Here is an 18,070-nt window from a genome sequence, read left to right as displayed (position 1 = left end):
GACCTAGTCTTCGAAGCCGTAGAAGAGTTGTTCAAAAATCGCCCGAGAATGTCTCGTAGCTCGCAGATAATCTTCTTCCAGAGCAGATCCCTGATTTGCTTCGTAACCACACCAACGCGCTACTGCCTCCATATCGCGGGCGGACCGTGGAAGCACATCGCTGGAGCGTCCCGAAGTGATGATCTCGGCACTGCGAATACGGGTAGCCATTGACCAGGTGTAGTCCAAAAGTTCGGCATCTTCTTCGCTGATCAGTTCTAGTCCGGCCATCGCATCAAGTGCTTTGCGGGTCGCTGGTGTGCGCAAGGAGGCATGTTTCCAGGCGTACTGAAGCTGGTAAAACTGCACCAACCACTCAATGTCAGATAGTGACCCCCGACCAAGTTTAAGATGCCGGTTAGGATCCGCTCCGCGTGGAAGCCTTTCGGACTCCACACGTGCCTTGATCTTACGGATGTCTTTCATCTCAGACTCTTCAAGTCCCTTACCGTAGCGAACTGGCTCAATAAGTTTAATGAAGTCTTCGGCAAGCTGTGTGTCACCGGCAAAAGGACGGGCACGCTGTAACGCCTGCCGTTCCCAAACTTCCACCCACCGCTCGTAGTATTTTGCGTATCCGTCAAGCGAGCGAACAAGCATCCCGGCGCGACCTTCGGGGCGTAGATCCGAATCAACTTTGAGCTTTACTTCGGCGGGGATCGCTGGCTTCAGCGGTTTCACACACCAAGAAATCAGCTCCGTGACCACTCGTAGTGCCTGTTCCTGCGATTCTTGTGCGCTCGCGCCGGGCATGGGCCGTTGGACAAAGAGCACGTCAGCGTCCGAACCATAACCGATTTCTGCACCGCCTTGCCGGCCCATGGCAATCACGGTAATCACCGCATGCTCACCATGCTTTTGTTGATCAGCATTGAGCAATACCTTCAGCACACCATCGATCATATTTCCGTCGATATTCGAAAGTGCCTCTCCAACTTGCGAGACATTCAACAGTCCAGCCCCGTCGGCAAGCGCTACCCGCAAGAATTCGCGTCGGCGTACCAGGCGAATTTGTCGAATTGCCGCTTCTGGCTGCTTAGTCCGATGGATGATGGAGGCGTTCTGCTGTTGCAGGCTCTGATAGGACTGCGGTATCAAGGCTGCGTTAGAACCCAGCCAAGCCGCCGCAGCAGGCTCATTAGCCAACAGGTCGGTAAGGAAGCGAGTGTTGGACAACAGATGACTCAGCCGCTCGGCGGCCGCGTTGGTATCGCGTAGCATCCCTAAGAACCAAGGCGATTTGCCCAGGGCCTCACTCAATCGGCGAAACCCCAGTAGCCCGGCATCCGGGTCTACACCGTGAGCGAACCAATCTAACAACACGGGCAACAACTGTCGTTGCAGTGAAGAACGGCGCGATACTCCCCCGGTGAGCGCTTCGATATGGCGCATTGCAGCCTTCGGATCCAAATAGCCCAAGGCTCGCAATCGTGCCTGAGCCGATTCTGGAGTCAACCGGACATGGTCTGCAGAAAGGTTTGAGCTAGTGACCAGCAGTGGCCGGTAGAAAATACGCTCATGCAGGGAACGGACCAAACGTTTGGTCTCATTCCAGCGGCGCAGTAACCGCTCGGGATTGGTGGCTTGTAAATCGCCGACCCCGCGCACCGCACGGGCAAGGACGCGCTGGGCGCCCTCGACGCGTGGCATCAGGTGGGTTCGCCGAAGCTGGCTCAACTGGATACGGTGCTCTAGCAGGCGTAAATACCGGTAGGACTCGTCGAAGTTTTTGGCGTCTTCACGACTGATATAGCCGGTTTCGCTCATGGCCCGAATCGCTAGCGTGGTCGTTGGAACCTGAATGGACGGTTCAACTCGTCCGTGGACCAGCTGCAGTAACTGCACGGTGAATTCCACATCACGTAGCCCACCTGGACCGAGCTTAATCTGCCAAGGAATTTCTTCCTTGTCGATATGATCTGTCACCCGGCGGCGCATCGCTTGAACGGATTCCACAAAACCTTCGCGTTCCGAACTCGACCACACCATCGGTGAGACCATGCGCTCATAAGAGCGGCCCAGCTCGGTATCTCCGGCGATGGCACGTGCTTTGAGCAAGGCTTGGAACTCCCAAGAATGTGCCCAGCGTTTGTAATACGCCTCGTGCGACGACAAGGTCCGCGTCAGCGCACCGTCTTTACCCTCGGGGCGCAGATTTGCGTCAACTTCCCAAAGCATCGGTTCCGGGCCCGGAGTCATGATGACCCGTGCCGTGTTGCCACAAAGAACCGTGGCAATGGCCGCCGCCAGATCCTCATCTACGTGAGGAGTGCTTCCATGCACGTAAATGACATCAACATCTGAAATATAGTTCAGTTCCCGGGCGCCACATTTACCCATGCCAATAATAGAAAGCTTGACGCAGTCAACGTCCTCCGGACTGTATTGCTCGGAGGCTTCAGCGCGTGCAATCGCCAATGCGCCTTCAAGCACTGCGCCAGCCATATCTGCCAGTTCTGCGGCAACCAGCGGAAGAATTTCTTGCGGGTCTGCAGCTCCAAGGTCACGGTATGCCAAGGACAGCAGGGCCTTACGATAACTTGCACGGAGTTTTTGCCGCGCATCAGCACCGATGCTGGAGGAAATCCAATGATTATTGGCCGTTCGGGTTGCCCCGACAGACTCCAGCATGGCGCTACGCATAGTTTCCAAGCTGACCGGTTTAAAGGTTTTGCTCGGAGCCTCACGCACAATGTCCAATGCTTCAGGACACCGGATGAGAAACTCTCCCAGAGCCGAAGACCCGCCAAGCAGACGGACCAATGCGAGGCAATTCTCAGGCTCGCGGAAAATACTTGCAGCTTCCGGATGGCGGTCTACCAAACGCAAGGCCAGTAACAGTGCTTGGTCTGGGTCCGGCGCGTGCGCCATCATCCTCACAATAAGCACCGGGTCAATTTGCGCTAGTTCCTCTGATTCAAGGAATTTCTTCGCGCGTTCGGTATCGCTGAAGCCAGCGTTGATCAGTGCACGTGAGGATACTTCTGCCATGTTTTTCGTGTGTCTCCTGCTGCCGCCACAAGGTGCGCGTGACGTGCGTTTTAGAGGATTCCCAAATACTTGTTGAGCTCAAAAGGGGTGATTACCTGACGGTATTCTTCCCATTCTGCTCGCTTATTCGCTAAGAATGAGTTGAAGACCTGTTCGCCAAGTACCTCGGCCATGAATTCGGATTCTTCCATAGCCTTCAGCGCGTCATGCAAGGTACCCGGTAGCGGAACGTGGCCCGAAGCGCGCCGTTCGGCGGTGGACAATGCCCACACGTCGTCTTCGGTTGGTTCCTCTAGCTCGTAATTCTCGCGAATCCCCTTCAGCCCGGCGCCAAGCAGTGTTGCATACGCTAAGTAAGGGTTCGCTGCCGAATCGATACCGCGATATTCCACTCGTGCGCTTTGGCCTTTACCCGGCTTATACAGTGGCACGCGCACCAAAGCTGAACGGTTGTTATGGCCCCAGGAACGGTAACTTGGAGCTTCGCCGCCGCCCCAAAGTCGTTTATAGGAATTCACGAACTGGTTCGTGATTGCCGTCATTTCTGGCGCATGGTGCAGTATGCCTGCGATAAATGATCGGGCGACATCAGATAATTGGTACTCACGGCCGGCTTCAAAGAACGCATTTGAATCGCCTTCGAAGAGCGAGAAATGAGTGTGCATGCCGCTGCCTGGCTGATCCGAAAACGGCTTGGGCATGAAGGTTGCATGAATGCCCTTCTGCATCGCCATTTCTTTGATCACCGTACGGAAGGTCATGATGTTGTCCGCGGTCTGTAACGCGTCCGCGTAGCGCAAATCAATTTCATTCTGGCCAGGACCGGTCTCATGGTGGGAGAACTCTACCGAGATTCCCAGAGCTTCCAAGGTCGTGACCGAGGCGCGACGGAAATCTTGCCCAACTCCGTCGGGCACATGATCAAAATAGCCGCCGTTATCAATTGGCTGCGGGCGTCCTTGCGCGTCCAGTTTGCTACTTTCTAGCAGGTAGAACTCGATCTCTGGATGTGTGTAGCAGGTAAAGCCCATATCAGCGGCTTCGGTCAGCTGACGCTTGAGCACTTGACGTGGATCCGCGTTAGATGGCTGACCTTCGGGGGTGAGGATGTCACAGAACATGCGACTGGTGGGTTCTACTTCACCGCGCCACGGCAAGATCTGGAAGGTCGCAGGATCCGGTTGCAACAGCATGTCCGACTCGGAGATGCGCGACAGCCCGTCGATCGAGGAGCCGTCAAAACCTAGTCCCTCTTCAAAAGCGTCTTCTACTTCAGCCGGAGCCAGTGCAACAGACTTCAAGGAACCGACCACGTCGGTAAACCACATACGCACAAATCGAACGTCTCGTTCTTCAATGGTGCGCAGCACGAATTCTTGCTGACGATCCATAATTCACCGCCTTATAAAAATCTTTGATTCCCGCGCTGATCACGGCAGGGAGTTAAACAACTTGTTGCAAGACTATACGTTTTAAGCCCCGATCTCGCCCCCCGCATCGCTGGGTATAAGTGCGATAAGGTTTTTCTATGCCACAACCATATCTTTCTGACCCCGACAAAGGCCCATCGCGCATTCGGGTTCACCATCTACAGCAGGCAAAAGAACGCGGCGAAAAGTTTGCCATGTTAACTGCATATGACGTCATGATGGCGGAAATTTTCGACCAAGCCGGGATCGAAATCCTACTTGTCGGTGATTCAGCGGCGAATACCGTGATCGGTTACGATTCGACCCTGCCAATTACCGTGGACGAAATGATCGTCTTCACTAAGGCAGTTTCAAACGGTACCAAGCGTGCTTTGGTTGTCGCAGATCTTCCCTTTGGCTCTTATGAGCAGTCTGCCCAACAGGCTGTCGCCACTGCTGTGCGACTGATGAAAGAAGGTGGCGCGCAGGCGGTGAAGATCGAAGGTGGCCACGAGTTCGCTGAACACGTCCGTGCCATGGTGCTAGCTGGAGTGCCAGTGATCGGACATATCGGTTTCACCCCGCAGTCTGAACATGCTTTGGGTGGGTACCGGATCCAAGGTCGTGGAGACGCGGCCGAAAGCATGATCGCCGACGCCAAAGCTCTAGAGCGCGCAGGCGCTTTCACCATCCTCATGGAAATGGTTCCGAGCCCTGTCGCGGCGAAGGTTGATGAAGTGTTGACGGTACCAACCATTGGTATTGGTGCGGGCAACGCGACCACCGGCCAGGTTTTGGTGTGGCAGGATTTGCTGGGCTTAGGAGCGAACCGCACGCCACGTTTTGTCAAAAAATATGCTGATCTTCGTTCGGTGATTTCGTCGGCGGTAAGCCAATATCATCAGGAAGTCGTCAGCGGTGCTTTCCCATCTGCCGACTACGAATTCAAAGAATAAGCGACTTGGCGCTTAAACGAAGAACCCGCGTATGGAAATACTCCCCTACGCGGGTTCTGCATATTTAGGCTTCTTCTTCGTCCTCGGCATCCCATGCTTCGTTACGAGCCTGCACCTTGCTCATCGCGTTGCGTGCCGCCTCTTCAGTATCGTAGGGGCCTAAAAGTTTCGTCCAATCGGACTGTGGACCCTTCTCAATACTTCCCGTTGATACGTTGTACCAATACTTGCCTTCTTCTGAAATGGAAGTCTCGCTCACCGTAAGCTCCTCGGGTCGTTGGATCTTGATGACTCAACGCTAGCTCAATCTCACGCAGTTCGGTTGATCTTCAAAGCGTATGTTGTGCTCATTGCGTAGTTAGAATGTTTATATGGCTACTGTCGCAACTGCACCTCTTGGAACCTTGACTCCCGGCACAATCTTTCCCGAACTTAGTGTCCCGGCCGATATTGAACGCCCCGAATATGTGGGCAAGAAGGCCCCGGCGGAAAATACTGCCTCAGAGGTGAAAAGCCCTGAAGTTATTGAAAGAATACGTATTGCTTCGCGCATTGCCGCTCAGGCATTGGCCGAAGTAGGCAAAGCCTGCCAGCCAGGAATAACCACCGATGAGCTTGACCGCCTGGGACACGAGTTCCTCATGGACCACAAGGCCTATCCTTCCACCCTGGGATACCGCGGTTTCCCAAAGTCTTTATGCTCATCACTCAATGAAGTTATTTGCCACGGCATCCCAGACAGCACCGTGGTCCAAGATGGCGACATCATCAATATTGATATCACCGCCTACATTGGTGGAGTGCATGGGGATAACAACGCAACATTCCTCGTTGGGGACGTTGACGAAGAATCCCGGTTACTCGTTGAACGTACCGAAATGTCGCTGAAGCGCGCTATTAAATCGGTAATGCCCGGCCGGGAAATTAATGTCATCGGGCGCATCATTGAAAGCTATGCGAAGCGTTTCGGCTACGGCGTGGTCCGCGATTTCACCGGACACGGCGTCGGTGAGGCTTTCCATACCGGCCTGATCATTCCGCATTACGATGCGGCACCGGCCTATAACACCATCATCGAACCCGGCATGGTGTTCACAATCGAACCGATGCTCACCCTAGGCACCACCGAATGGGATATGTGGGAAGACGACTGGACGGTCACTACCCGCGATAAAAAGCGCACCGCACAGTTTGAACACACGCTATTGGTGACCAACGAGGGCGCTGAGATCCTTACGCTCCCATAATTGCTAAGCGCTACAACATCGTGAAACAGCGCAGGCCGAGTCCCACACCGTAAGGGTGGGACTCGGCCTGCGCTGTATCTGTCGCCATCATTGGCGTGCAAAGTTAGTTTGCGGTTAGTGGGCGTTGGTTGCCCTGTGGCGTTGTGGAACGGCGATCACGCAACTTCGCCATCGCAGTTTCAAAATCGGTGAGCGACTGGAAATTGTGATAGACGCTGGCAAATCTTAGGTACGCAACCTCGTCCAGACGTGACAACGGCTCAAGGATGGCCAGTCCGACCTGATGCGCGGGAATTTCCGCTGCACCTGAAGTACGGACCGTTTCTTCAACTTCTTGGGCAAGGATGGCCAAATCGTGATCAGTTACCGGGCGTCCTTGGCATGCCTTACGCACGCCATTAATGACCTTGTGGCGCGAGAAAGGTTCTACCGCGCCAGACTGCTTCAACACGTTCAACGCAGCAGTTTCAGTGGTGGTAAAACGGCGCGAACATTCGGTGCACTGACGACGACGTCGAATTGATACGCCATCATCGGCGACTCTGCTATCGACCACACGCGAATCAGCGTTGCGACAATAAGGGCAATTCATGACACCTCCAACTTTTTGCGATCGTGGTGCTAACCAACGCCGTCGGCGTATAGAAATTCACACACGTCACCTAACAGTTTAGCGTCTAATGGGCTTGACGCACCGCGACCGCGTCACCGTGTGCTGGGAGGTCCTCGGCATTGGCAAGATTGATCACGTGAGTGGCCACCTCAGCAAGCGCGCTCTTGTCGTAGTTGATCACCTGGATGGCTTTGAGGAACGTGTTCACGTTCAGCCCCGAGGCGTGCAGTGCGGTACCACTGGTTGGCAGCACATGGTTTGAGCCTGCGCAATAATCTCCTAGGGACACCGGAGCAAATTCTCCGACAAAAATCGCCCCGGCAGCGTTGATCCGTGCGGCCACCTCCGCCGCGTTTATGGTGAGGATTTCCAAGTGCTCAGCCGCGTAAGCATTACACACTTCGACGCCCTGATCGAGATCATCAACCAGGATGATTGCCGACTGTCTTCCGGACAGGGCTTGCTGGACGCGTTCGGTGTGTTTCGTGGCCGCTACCTGCGTGCTAAGTTCGGCGCGCACAGCGGTGGCGAGAGCCGGCGAATCGGTCACCAGCACGGCAGCCGCATTAGCGTCGTGTTCGGCTTGCGAGATCATATCTGCCGCGACGAATGATGCGTTGGCAGTTTCATCGGCCAAAATCGCAATTTCGGTGGGTCCGGCCTCCGCGTCGATACCGACGACGCCTTTCACCAGACGCTTCGCTGTGGCCACAAAAACATTGCCCGGACCGGAAATAACATCTACCGGTTCAATATCTCCACGCTGATCGTTCGGGACCTGCACCCCGTAGGCGAAAGCCGCCACGGCCTGGGCCCCGCCCATTGCGTGTACCTCGGTAATTCCTAACAGCTTCGCTGCAGCCAGGATCGTCGGGTGTGGCAGACCGCCAAAATCCGCCTGCGGTGGGCTTGCCAGCGCGAGCGAGGTGACCCCTGCAGCCTGCGCCGGAATGGTGTTCATGATGACCGAGGAAGGGTAAACAGCCAATCCGCCCGGGACATAGAGACCAACGCGTCGCACTGGAACCCAGCGCTGCGTCACGGTTCCACCGTGGCCATATTCAACGGTGACGTCCTGCGGCAACTGAGCTTGAGCAAAGGAGCGGGCACGCTTGATGGACTCTTCTAAAGCCAAGCGGACCTGCGGATCAAGCTCGTTCAAGGCTCGATCTAATTCTGCTTGCGGGACCCGAGTATGTTCCAGTTCAACCTTATCGAACCGCTTGGCGAGGTCCTTGAGCGTTTCCATACCATGTTCACGCACGTCGTTGATGATTTGCTGGACAACCTCTGCGGCCGTCTGCGAATTCATTTCAGGTCGAGGCAATTTGGCTTTGAGCTGAGCACGGTTGAGTTTCGCTCCACGCCAATCAATGGTCGCGAGTTCGGAAAAATCGGTATCTGGGTTTAAGGTCACCACCCCAGTTTAACGTGTAAGACCGGATTGGGTTCCCATAAGTTACCCCATCCGGTCATACATTATGCGATTGCTACACGTCCAGGCAGGCCGGGCCGAGCAGTACCTTCAAATCTCCGAACAGAGCAGGGTTCGGATTAACCCTGAAATTCATGCCTAGTCTCATCAAGGAGGTACCACGGCTTCCGCTGAGCTTTACCCGCACCTCGGTGTTTCCGCTATGGGTGCGCAGCACATCTCCGAGTTTCTGGATTAGCGTCTCGGTAGCTTTATGCGTAGGTATACCGATAACTACCGGTCCGGTACCTGAGGTATCGGAGAGTTCGGGGATCATCATCTCTTGGGCGTTAAGTGTGATCGATCCATCGTCGCGGCGTTGTACACGTCCCTTGATCACGACAATCAAGTCATCGGCCAGGATCTCGGCGATTGGCTGGTAGGCCTGACCGAAGAACATCACTTCCATGGAACCGGAAAGGTCCTCAATTTCACTGCGTGCGTAGGGGTTGCCAGATTTTTTGGCAATACGTCGCTGCAGCCCGCTGATCATTCCTGCTATCGAAATGACATGTCCGTCGGCTGGTCCTTCATCGGACAACACGCTCGTCACCGGCATGTCCGCGTACTGGTCAAGGGCGGAGCCCAAACCTTGCAGCGGGTGATCCGAGACGTAGAGACCGAGCATATCTCGTTCGTAGGCAAGCTTTTCCTTCTTCTCCCAGTCGGGAAGATCAGGAATTGCTACCGTCATCGCATCTGAGACATCGGAGGTATCCAGTGCACTAAACAGATCAAACTGGTTCGCCGCTTCATTGCGCTTGAGCTGAATGACCGAGTCGACGGCCTCTTCGTGAATGGCCACCAGAGCCCGGCGCGGGTGCTTCAGCGAGTCGAAGGCGCCGGCCTTGATCAAGGACTCAATGGTGCGCTTGTTGCAGACCACTGCAGGGACCTTGCTCAAAAAGTCGCTGAAATCCCGGTACGCGCCCTTTTCAGTTCGCGCTTCAACCATGCCGGCCACCGCGTTAGCACCGACGTTACGGATAGCACCCATGCCGAAGCGGATGTCTTTACCCACAGGGGTGAAGTTCAGTGCTGATTCATTAACATCTGGCGGAAGTACGGTGATGCCGATGTGCCGGCATTCGTTTAGGTACAGCGCCAGCTTGTCCTTGTCATCGCCGACCGAGGTGAGCAATGCTGCCATGTATTCGGCCGGGTAGTGCGCCTTGAGGTATGCGGTCCAGTAGGACACCACCCCGTAGGCAGCTGAGTGGGCTTTGTTGAACGCGTAGTCGGAGAACGGCAGCAGAATGTCCCACAGGGTTTTCACCGCTGCGTCTGAATATCCGTTGTCGTTCATACCCTGTTTGAAGCCGGCGAACTGCTTATCCAGTTCTGACTTCTTCTTTTTACCCATGGCACGGCGCAGAATATCTGCCTGGCCCAGCGAGTAGCCGGCAAGCTTCTGCGCGATCGCCATAACCTGCTCCTGATACACAATCAGGCCGTAGGTTCCGCCGAGAATGTCGGCTAGTGGTTCTGCGAGCTCCGGGTGGATCGGGGTGACATCCTGCAACCCGGTTTTACGCAACGCATAGTTTGTATGCGAGTTAGCGCCCATGGGACCTGGTCGGTACAAGGCGATCACAGCGGAGATATCTTCGAAGTTATCCGGGCGCATCATCTTCAACAGTGAGCGCATTGGCCCACCATCGAGCTGGAACACACCAAGGGTGTCACCACGAGCTAGCAGGTTATAGGCTTCGGTGTCTTCGAGCGTCAGTACCTCGAGGTCTAGCTCATCCCCCGTGTTGTACGTGATGTTTTCCAACGCGTCGGAAATGATGGTGAGGTTACGCAACCCCAAGAAGTCCATCTTGATCAAACCCAAGCCTTCACAGGTCGGGTAGTCGAACTGGGTAATAACCTGGCCGTCTTGGATACGACGCATGATCGGGATGACGTCGATGATCGGATCCGAGCTCATGATCACGCCGGCGGCGTGTACGCCCCACTGACGCTTGAGCCCTTCAATGCCCTTGGCCGTTTCGAAAACACGTGCAGCTTCTGGGTCGTTGGCCACCAGATTACGGAAATCTCCGGCTTCTGAATAACGCTTTGAATCTGGGTTATCAATATCGTTCAGTGGGATATCTTTAGCCATCACTGCCGGTGGCAGGGCCTTGGTCAAGGTTTCACCCATGCTAAATGGGTAGCCCAGCACACGAGAGGAGTCCTTCAATGCCTGCTTGGTCTTGATGGAACCATAGGTGACGATCATTGAAACACGTTCGTCGCCATACTTTTCGGTCACATACTTGATGACCTCCGAGCGGCGCCTATCATCGAAGTCCACGTCGAAGTCGGGCATGGAAACACGTTCCGGGTTCAAGAAACGTTCAAAGATCAACCCGTGTACCAATGGGTCCAGGTCGGTAATACGCATCGCGTAGGCAACCATTGAACCGGCACCGGAACCACGTCCTGGACCCACGCGGATGCCATTGCTCTTTGACCAGTTAATAAAGTCGGCGACGACTAGGAAGTAGCCGGGGAATCCCATCTTGATGATGACATCAAGCTCGTAGTCGGCCTGCCTGCGTGAGTCTTCGGGGATGCCATTGGGGTACCTGTAGTGCAGTCCCTTGTCTACTTCTTTAATGAGCCAGCTGGTTTCGTCTTCTCCCGGCGGGCAAGGGAACTTAGGCATGTAGTTTGCGTTGGTGTCGAAAGAAAGATCAACACGGTCAGCGATTTCAAGGGTGTTGTCGCATGCCTCGGGGTGTTCTTTGAACAACTCACGCATTTCGCGTGCACTCTTTAGGTAATAGCCAGATCCAGAGAATGCGAAACGGCTGCCGCCCTGGTCATAGGTCGGCTCGTCGAGAGTGGAACCGGAGTTGATTGCCAGTAGCGCCTCATGGGCCTTCGAATCGGCTTCATGGGTGTAGTGAAGATCGTTGGTGGCAACGAGCGGGATGTCTAGTTCGCGGGCCAGGCGCAGAAGATCTTTGGTGATTCTGCGTTCAATCTCTAGACCGTGGTCCATGATCTCGCAGAAATAATTTTCTTTGCCGAACAAGTCTTGAAGTTCGGCTGCCGCAGCCTTGGCCGCGTCATACTGGCCTAGACGTAACTTGGTCTGGACTTCACCTGAGGGGCAACCTGTCGTGGCGATCAGGCCTTCGGAGTGCTCGTTGAGCAGTTCGCGGTCCCAGCGTGGGTATTTGCCAAAGACTGAGTCAAGCGATGCCCGGGAGGATCCCTTGAAGAGGTTATCCATACCCTTGTTGTTGTAAGACAACAAGGTCATATGGTTATACAGGCCACCACCGGAGACGTCGTCACCCTTTTGGGATTCGTCGGTGCGCCACTTCACACGAGTCTTATCGTTTCTCGCCGTGCCAGGAGTTACATAGGCTTCGACGCCGATGATTGGTTTTACTCCGGCATCGGTAGCCCGCTTCCAGAAGTCGAAGGCACCAAAAAGGTATCCATGGTCGGTAATCGCCATGGCTTCCATGCCTTGTCGGTTAGCTTCTTCAAAAAGCTCCGAAAGCCGGGCTGCCCCGTCCAACATGGAGTATTCGGTATGGGTATGCAGATGGACAAATCCGTCACGTGTCGCGCTCACTGAACCAGTCTAACGATTTACGCCACGAATATCGTCCACCTGCCACCGGCTGTGGGAGCTCTCATAGCCGGTGGGCCATAGGACTAGTAGCCACCTTCGCGCAACAGTTCTAGCGCACCGGCGAGGTCATGCGGGTATTCGCTCTCATATTCAACCCATTCTCCGGTGACCGGGTGATTAAATCCCAGCCGTTTGGCATGTAGCCACTGGCGCGTCAACCCCAACGCGGCACCTAGGTTAGGGTCGGCCCCATAGGTCTGGTCGCCAACGCAGGGGTGCCCAAAGGCGGAGAAGTGCACACGAATCTGATGGGTGCGTCCGGTTTCTAGATGCACTTCTACCAGACTTGCTCGGCCGAAGGCTTCGAGCATCTCATAGTGCGTGACGGAGTCGCGTCCACCTTCCAGGACAGCGAACTTCCAGTCATGACCTGGGTGCCGGCCGATCGGTGCATCGATGGTGCCTTCAAGAGGATCAGGTAGCCCTTGAACTACCGCATGATAAACCTTTTTGGGGGTGCGTTCCTTAAACGCGCGCTTCAGACCCGTGTAGGCACGCTCAGATTTGGCTACCACCATGAGTCCGCTCGTTCCCACGTCGAGGCGGTGGACAATGCCCTGACGCTCGGCGGCACCAGAGGTAGAAATATTGTAGCCTTCGGCCATTAGCGCACCTACGACAGTAGGCCCGACCCATCCAGGAGAAGGATGTGCGGCGACTCCGACCGGCTTATCGATGACAACGTAGTCGTCTTCGTCGGCAATGATCTTCAAATCTTCCACGGCAATTACTCTAATTTCTAGTGGGTCGGACTGCGGTGGAATACTTACGCGCAATGCGTCGCCCGCTCTAACCTTCAGCGGCTTCGTTACTACACGTCCATTAACTTCAACCATGGAGTCTTTGAACAGCGTCTTCGCTAAAACTCTAGGGATCTCCAACACCTTGGCAAGATACGAGTCCAGCCGTTGTCCGGCATCCTCGTCAGCCACGAGCAGTTCATGGATCTGAGTTCCCCCAGTAGTGCTCATGCTGTGGGCTCCGTCTTCTCATCGTCAGCGTCAGTCTTGTTGTTTTTGGGCGGATCACCAATGGTTCCATCGAGGTTGCGTCCGCGTATCAGCATCAGGGCCACGACGATCATCGAACAAACAATAAATGAGTCTGCAACGTTGAAAATTGCGAAGTGTTGGACTGAAAACATGTCGACAACGTGGCCGAAGCCAAAGGCCGGTTCGCGGAACAAGCGGTCGGTCAGATTTCCTAGCACTCCCCCGAGCAAAGAACCCAAGACGATCGCCCAGCCGCGTGTGCCCACTTTGCGCAACAGCAGATAAATCACGTATACGGCTACCGCAGCCTGCAGAATGGCGAAAATGATGGTGAAATCTTCGCCGATGGAAAAGGCTGCACCCGGGTTGAGAATGTAGTGGATATCCAAGAAATTCGGAATCACTTCAATTGATTCTCCGAGTTTCATTGTTCTCTCAACGAGAATCTTGACGGCTTGATCAAGAACTAGCGCTACTAAGGCGATGATCAGGCCAAGACCTGTGAAGCGCTTAGCCGCGGCAGCACTCCTAGATGGTGAAGCACTCACACTGTTACCCATTAATTCCCTTTAAACAACAACGATGGTGCCGGATCAATCCGAGCACCACCGTTAATTGTACTTATATTTAGTTCAAGCCATCAAACCCGATAAGGATTAGTTGGTCTTCCCTGCGTTATCAATGGATCCCTGCGACTCAAGGTCGCGGAGCTGTCCTTCGATGTAAGTCTTCAGACGTGCACGGTAGTCACGCTCGAAGCCGCGAAGCTGCTCAAGCTTACGCTCAAGTACCGACTTCTGCTGCTCCAGTGCAGAGAGAGTCTTACGGCTCTTTTCTTCTGCGGTGGTAACCAGCGAGTTTGCCTCGGTCTTAGCTTCCGAGATGATCTTGTCGCGCTGCTCAACACCGGAGGCGACATATTCATCGTGCAGACGCTGTGCCATGGCAAGCACGTTAGCTGCGGATTCTGCGGACTCGGTGCGAGGGGCAGCAGCAGGAACAGCGTTGGCTCCAGGAGCCGCGTCCTTCTTGTCCTCGACCTTAGCTGCAGCAACCGGAGCTTCGGTCTTCTTGACCTCAGCGGCTGGAGCAGCAACTGGAGTCTCGACCTTCTTAGGCTCTTCGGTCTTGGTTTCGACCTTCTTCTCTTCAGCTGGCTTAGCAGCTGGAGCGGCGGCAACTGGAGCAGGAACTGACTGTTCCTTGGCCGAGACGTTAGTGTCTCCACCCTGCCCTGCCAAGCGGCGGCGCAACTCTTCGTTCTCACCGGTCAGGCGACGTAATTCCACAACGATCTCGTCGAGGAAGTCATCTACCTCGTCTTGGTCGTAGCCTTCTCGGAACTTGGTCGGCTGAAACCGCTTATTGACTACGTCTTCTGGCGTCAAAGCCATTGGGTCACCTCAATACTGGGATCATTTCCGCCCGACAGTTGCTGTCTTGCGAAACACTTACCGTTCATTCAGTGTCGCGACCGGTGAAGTCGGAGCACCATTTCCTAAAGGATATAACGATTCGGACACTAATTACGAAACCGAACTGCCGGTTCAACTCAATTTTACTGTTTTTCGCCCTTCAGGAGCTCTTTAGAACCTCGTATTCTTCTACGAAATGCCTAATCAGTTCCCTAGGTTGTAACCTACGCCACTTACGATCGATTTGACAATCATTACGACGATAAACAGGATCAAAAATGACAAGTCAAGCCGGATTCCACCGATATCCAGAGGTTTGATCTTGCGACGCAGCCACCGGAGTGGAGGGTCAGTTATCGTGACGATTGTTGTCGCAGCGACCAGAGCAATCCCCTTAGGGTGCCAGTGCCGAGCGAAACTTTCAGTTATATCCAACACAATTCGCATTATTAGCAGAATTTGTAGGACAGCTAACAAGAGATAAATTATCCCGAACACCATTTTTACGCGCTCGCTCCTGGCAACTTAGCTCTGGTTAAAGAAGGTCGCCTGGGCTTCGGACTGCTTGCGGTCTTCACCCAGTACTTCAACAGTGGCTGGGGACAGCAAGAAGACCTTGTTAGTTACTCGTTCAATCGAGCCGTGGAGAGCGAAAACCAGGCCAGCCGAAAAATCGACTAAACGCTTGGCATCTGTTTCTCCCATGTCGGTGACATTCATGATCACCGGGATTCCGTCACGGAAGTTCTCACCGATGATTTTGGCATCGTTGTAAGAACGTGGGTGCACGGTAGTAATTTGACGCAATTCGGAATCCTCATCCCGTACTGAAGGGGCACGCTTAATGGGTGTGACCGGAGCACGGTATTCGTTCTCTGGTTCTTTGGCTACTGAATGCGGTGCAACCGATTTAACAACCGGCTGCGGGCGCGGGGCCTCGACTGGACGTTGCGTTGCAACATCATCGACGGCCCGTACCTGGGTCCTCGGTTCTGAGTTGTCCGTTTCGACCTCACTCTGCTCAACGGCATCCGCCAAGCCGAGATAGACCATTGCCTTGCGTAGTCCGTCAGCCACGTTTTTTCTCCTCAGTTGTCCCGTGCATGCAACCCCAGGTGCATGATTCCGCTACTCTGACGCTACCGCACGCCAAACGACTGGCATTGCTCATTCGATTTTTTTGCGCGGTGTGTCGCGCGGGCCTATGTTTTCGGCCAAATCAGCCCCGCCAGTCGGCCCGACCGTGAACTTCTTCGGTAGGAGAAGAATCTCTCATCTTCTAGGGTGCAGACACCGCTTTGCTGCACGCTTACTCCGAGATCTGACAGTTCCTTTTGCGCGGATGCCGGCAAATCGAGAGCCGCCGTTCCCCAGCTAGTATTGCTTCGTATTCCGGGACGAGATTCCTCGGATTCGGCGGCCATTGATTCTGGGACCTCATAGCATCGGCCGCAGATTGCTGGGCCAATAACGGCCTCGATGTGGGTGGCCCCCACTGCTTGAAGTTCACCCACTGTACGAGTCAATATTCCGTCCAGCAGTCCGCGTCGACCCGCGTGAGCTGCGGCGGTGAACGTTTGCTTCTGGGTAGCGTCCTTTGCGACGAACAGCACCGGCAGACAATCAGCAACCATTACTGCCAACGCTTCGCGTCCGGTGGGGTCCACCAGTGCGTCGCAGGTTGGCGCTTCTGGCTCTGTCCACGAGGTGCGCCGCTGTGAGGCTATGTGCACAACCTCGGTGGAATGAATCTGGTTCATGAAGTGCAAAGAAAAACGTCGAACCCCGATCGAGTCTTCCAATCTGGCTCGATGTTCCCCCACTAGGTGGGGATCATCGTTCACATGCAAGGCAAGGTTTCCCTCGGCTTGCGTGGTAAACGCCAGGTGGATACTCGAATCGAGGTTCGACGCGAAATGTAGCACTGCTCAGCTAATCGCTGGTTTACTTCAGGAAGTCAGGAACGTCCAGATCATCGTTCGAACCGTTAAGGTCTGAATCGACGACATCAGGAAGATCCTGGAAGGAGTTGTTCTGCTCTGCAGCAACCGGCTTCGCTTCCGGCGCTGGCGCCGCTTCTGCCGGTGCAGCCTGTGGAACAGGCTGCTCTTGCGCTGGACGGTTCGCTGCTGGCTTGGAGACCAACGGTGCCATTGGCTTGCTGGTGACATCTGGCTCGTCAAAGCCTGCTGCAATCACCGTGACACGCGCTTCGTCGCCCAAGGCGTCGTCAATGACGGCACCGAAGATGATGTTTGCCTCTGGGTGTGCGACTTCCTGCACCAGTCGAGCAGCCTCGTTGATCTCGAACAAGCCGAGATCCGAACCGCCCTGGATGGAAAGAAGCACGCCGTGTGCGCCGTCGATGGAAGCTTCCAGCAGTGGCGAAGCGATTGCTAGTTCGGCGGCCTTAACCGCGCGATCTTCGCCTCGGGCCGAGCCGATGCCCATCAATGCCGAACCAGCACCCTGCATCACGGACTTGACGTCCGCGAAGTCGAGGTTGATCAGCCCTGAGGTGGTGATTAGGTCGGTGATGCCCTGAACGCCGGAAAGCAAGACCTGGTCTGCCTGACGGAATGCGTCGAGCACCGACACGTTACGGTCAGAGATGGACAGCAGGCGATCGTTAGGAATAACGATCAGCGTGTCGACCTCATCGCGCAATGCTTCAATGCCGTTTTCGGCAGAGTTAGCACGACGACGACCTTCGAAGGTGAATGGACGGGTTACGACACCGATGGTCAGTGCACCCAATCCGCGGGCGATACGTGCCACGACAGGTGCGCCACCGGTACCGGTGCCGCCACCTTCGCCGGCGGTCACGAAGACCATATCGGCGCCGCGTAGAACGTCTTCGATCTCTTCTACGTGGTCTTCGGCTGCCTGGCGTCCCACATCAGGGTTAGCACCAGCACCGAGGCCACGCGTAAGTTCGCGTCCCACGTCTAGCTTTACGTCGGCATCACTCATGAGTAGAGCCTGCGCATCGGTATTGATGGCGATGAACTCAACGCCCTTGAGACCGACTTCGATCATTCGATTGACTGCGTTTACACCGCCACCGCCGATTCCGACGACTTTAATGACCGCGAGGTAATTCTGTGGAGCTGCCACGTCCCGCTTCCCTTGTTAGATGTGCTACATATTTCACGATTCATGCGTAGAACCTTGACTCTTAACCTTAAGGTTAAGATTCTGTCAAGCTATCGCTATTAAGAACGCTATGAGCCATGCTGGCTTTCTGCAACGACCGCTGGGGCGTGTCGTCTCTTGAAACCTATCTTTCCAGAA

15 protein-coding genes are annotated in these 18,070 nt (G+C 54.9%); 2 read left to right on the top strand and 13 right to left on the bottom strand.

Features of this window, described 5'->3' with window-relative positions:
- Positions 1-3: 3 nt before the first annotated feature.
- Positions 4-3,030 carry a bifunctional [glutamine synthetase] adenylyltransferase/[glutamine synthetase]-adenylyl-L-tyrosine phosphorylase gene (locus IEX04_RS10885; RefSeq protein WP_188685736.1) on the bottom strand — a complete coding sequence of 1,009 codons (3,027 nt, stop codon included), beginning with the start codon at positions 3,028-3,030 and terminating at the stop codon, positions 4-6.
- Between the two features lie 50 nt (positions 3,031-3,080).
- The gene (glnA, locus tag IEX04_RS10880; protein WP_096257115.1) at positions 3,081-4,421 is read right to left on the bottom strand and encodes a type I glutamate--ammonia ligase; all 1,341 of its coding nucleotides are present in this window, start codon (positions 4,419-4,421) and stop codon (positions 3,081-3,083) included.
- A 137-nt stretch (positions 4,422-4,558) separates the two neighbouring features.
- On the opposite strand from glnA, the gene panB reads away from it, so the two are divergent.
- Positions 4,559-5,395 (top strand): 3-methyl-2-oxobutanoate hydroxymethyltransferase, encoded by an 837-nt coding sequence (panB, locus tag IEX04_RS10875; protein WP_096257116.1) that lies wholly within the window; start codon positions 4,559-4,561, stop codon positions 5,393-5,395.
- Between the two features lie 64 nt (positions 5,396-5,459).
- Here the strand turns inward: panB and IEX04_RS10870 are convergent, their stop codons facing one another.
- Positions 5,460-5,654 (bottom strand): SPOR domain-containing protein, encoded by a 195-nt coding sequence (locus tag IEX04_RS10870; RefSeq protein ID WP_229677107.1) that lies wholly within the window; start codon positions 5,652-5,654, stop codon positions 5,460-5,462.
- A 112-nt stretch (positions 5,655-5,766) separates the two neighbouring features.
- Between IEX04_RS10870 and map the strand changes: the two genes are divergently transcribed.
- The gene (map, locus tag IEX04_RS10865) at positions 5,767-6,642 is read left to right on the top strand and encodes a type I methionyl aminopeptidase (RefSeq protein WP_188685734.1); all 876 of its coding nucleotides are present in this window, start codon (positions 5,767-5,769) and stop codon (positions 6,640-6,642) included.
- Positions 6,643-6,745: 103 nt separating this feature from the next.
- On the opposite strand, the gene nrdR is transcribed toward map, so the two are convergent.
- The 10 genes from nrdR to ftsZ form a co-directional block, all read right to left on the bottom strand.
- Positions 6,746-7,234, bottom strand: a complete 489-nt coding sequence (nrdR, locus tag IEX04_RS10860; protein WP_096257118.1) for a transcriptional regulator NrdR — start codon at positions 7,232-7,234, stop codon at positions 6,746-6,748.
- An 85-nt stretch (positions 7,235-7,319) separates the two neighbouring features.
- The gene (gene hisD, locus IEX04_RS10855; RefSeq protein ID WP_188685728.1) at positions 7,320-8,672 is read right to left on the bottom strand and encodes a histidinol dehydrogenase; all 1,353 of its coding nucleotides are present in this window, start codon (positions 8,670-8,672) and stop codon (positions 7,320-7,322) included.
- A gap of 73 nt (positions 8,673-8,745) precedes the next feature.
- Positions 8,746-12,309 (bottom strand): DNA polymerase III subunit alpha, encoded by a 3,564-nt coding sequence (dnaE, locus tag IEX04_RS10850; RefSeq protein ID WP_096257120.1) that lies wholly within the window; start codon positions 12,307-12,309, stop codon positions 8,746-8,748.
- An 83-nt stretch (positions 12,310-12,392) separates the two neighbouring features.
- A complete protein-coding gene (locus IEX04_RS10845) occupies positions 12,393-13,340 on the bottom strand; it encodes an RluA family pseudouridine synthase (RefSeq protein WP_096257121.1) in 948 nt (315 codons plus the stop codon).
- The gene (gene lspA / locus IEX04_RS10840) at positions 13,337-13,909 is read right to left on the bottom strand and encodes a signal peptidase II (RefSeq protein ID WP_229677106.1); all 573 of its coding nucleotides are present in this window, start codon (positions 13,907-13,909) and stop codon (positions 13,337-13,339) included. The genes IEX04_RS10845 and lspA overlap by 4 nt, the downstream gene beginning before the upstream one ends.
- A gap of 108 nt (positions 13,910-14,017) precedes the next feature.
- Entirely contained in the window at positions 14,018-14,755 is a 738-nt protein-coding gene (locus tag IEX04_RS10835) for a DivIVA domain-containing protein (protein ID WP_096257123.1), read from the bottom strand.
- 225 nt (positions 14,756-14,980) lie between these two features.
- Positions 14,981-15,277, bottom strand: coding sequence for a YggT family protein (locus tag IEX04_RS10830; protein WP_096257124.1), 297 nt, complete (start codon positions 15,275-15,277; stop codon positions 14,981-14,983).
- Positions 15,278-15,301: 24 nt separating this feature from the next.
- Positions 15,302-15,853 carry a cell division protein SepF gene (locus tag IEX04_RS10825; protein ID WP_096257125.1) on the bottom strand — a complete coding sequence of 184 codons (552 nt, stop codon included), beginning with the start codon at positions 15,851-15,853 and terminating at the stop codon, positions 15,302-15,304.
- Between the two features lie 125 nt (positions 15,854-15,978).
- Positions 15,979-16,701: a purine nucleoside phosphorylase YfiH/LACC1 family protein gene (locus IEX04_RS10820; protein ID WP_188685726.1), complete on the bottom strand. Its 723-nt coding sequence runs from the start codon at positions 16,699-16,701 to the stop codon at positions 15,979-15,981.
- Positions 16,702-16,720: 19 nt separating this feature from the next.
- Positions 16,721-17,893: a cell division protein FtsZ gene (gene ftsZ / locus IEX04_RS10815; protein WP_188685725.1), complete on the bottom strand. Its 1,173-nt coding sequence runs from the start codon at positions 17,891-17,893 to the stop codon at positions 16,721-16,723.
- Positions 17,894-18,070: the final 177 nt, after the last annotated feature.

Source organism: Glutamicibacter ardleyensis (assembly GCF_014644555.1).
GTDB classification, from domain to species: Bacteria; Actinomycetota; Actinomycetes; order Actinomycetales; family Micrococcaceae; genus Glutamicibacter; species Glutamicibacter bergerei.
Note: the sequence above shows the minus strand (reverse complement) of the source record. Positions and strands in the feature narration are given on the sequence as shown.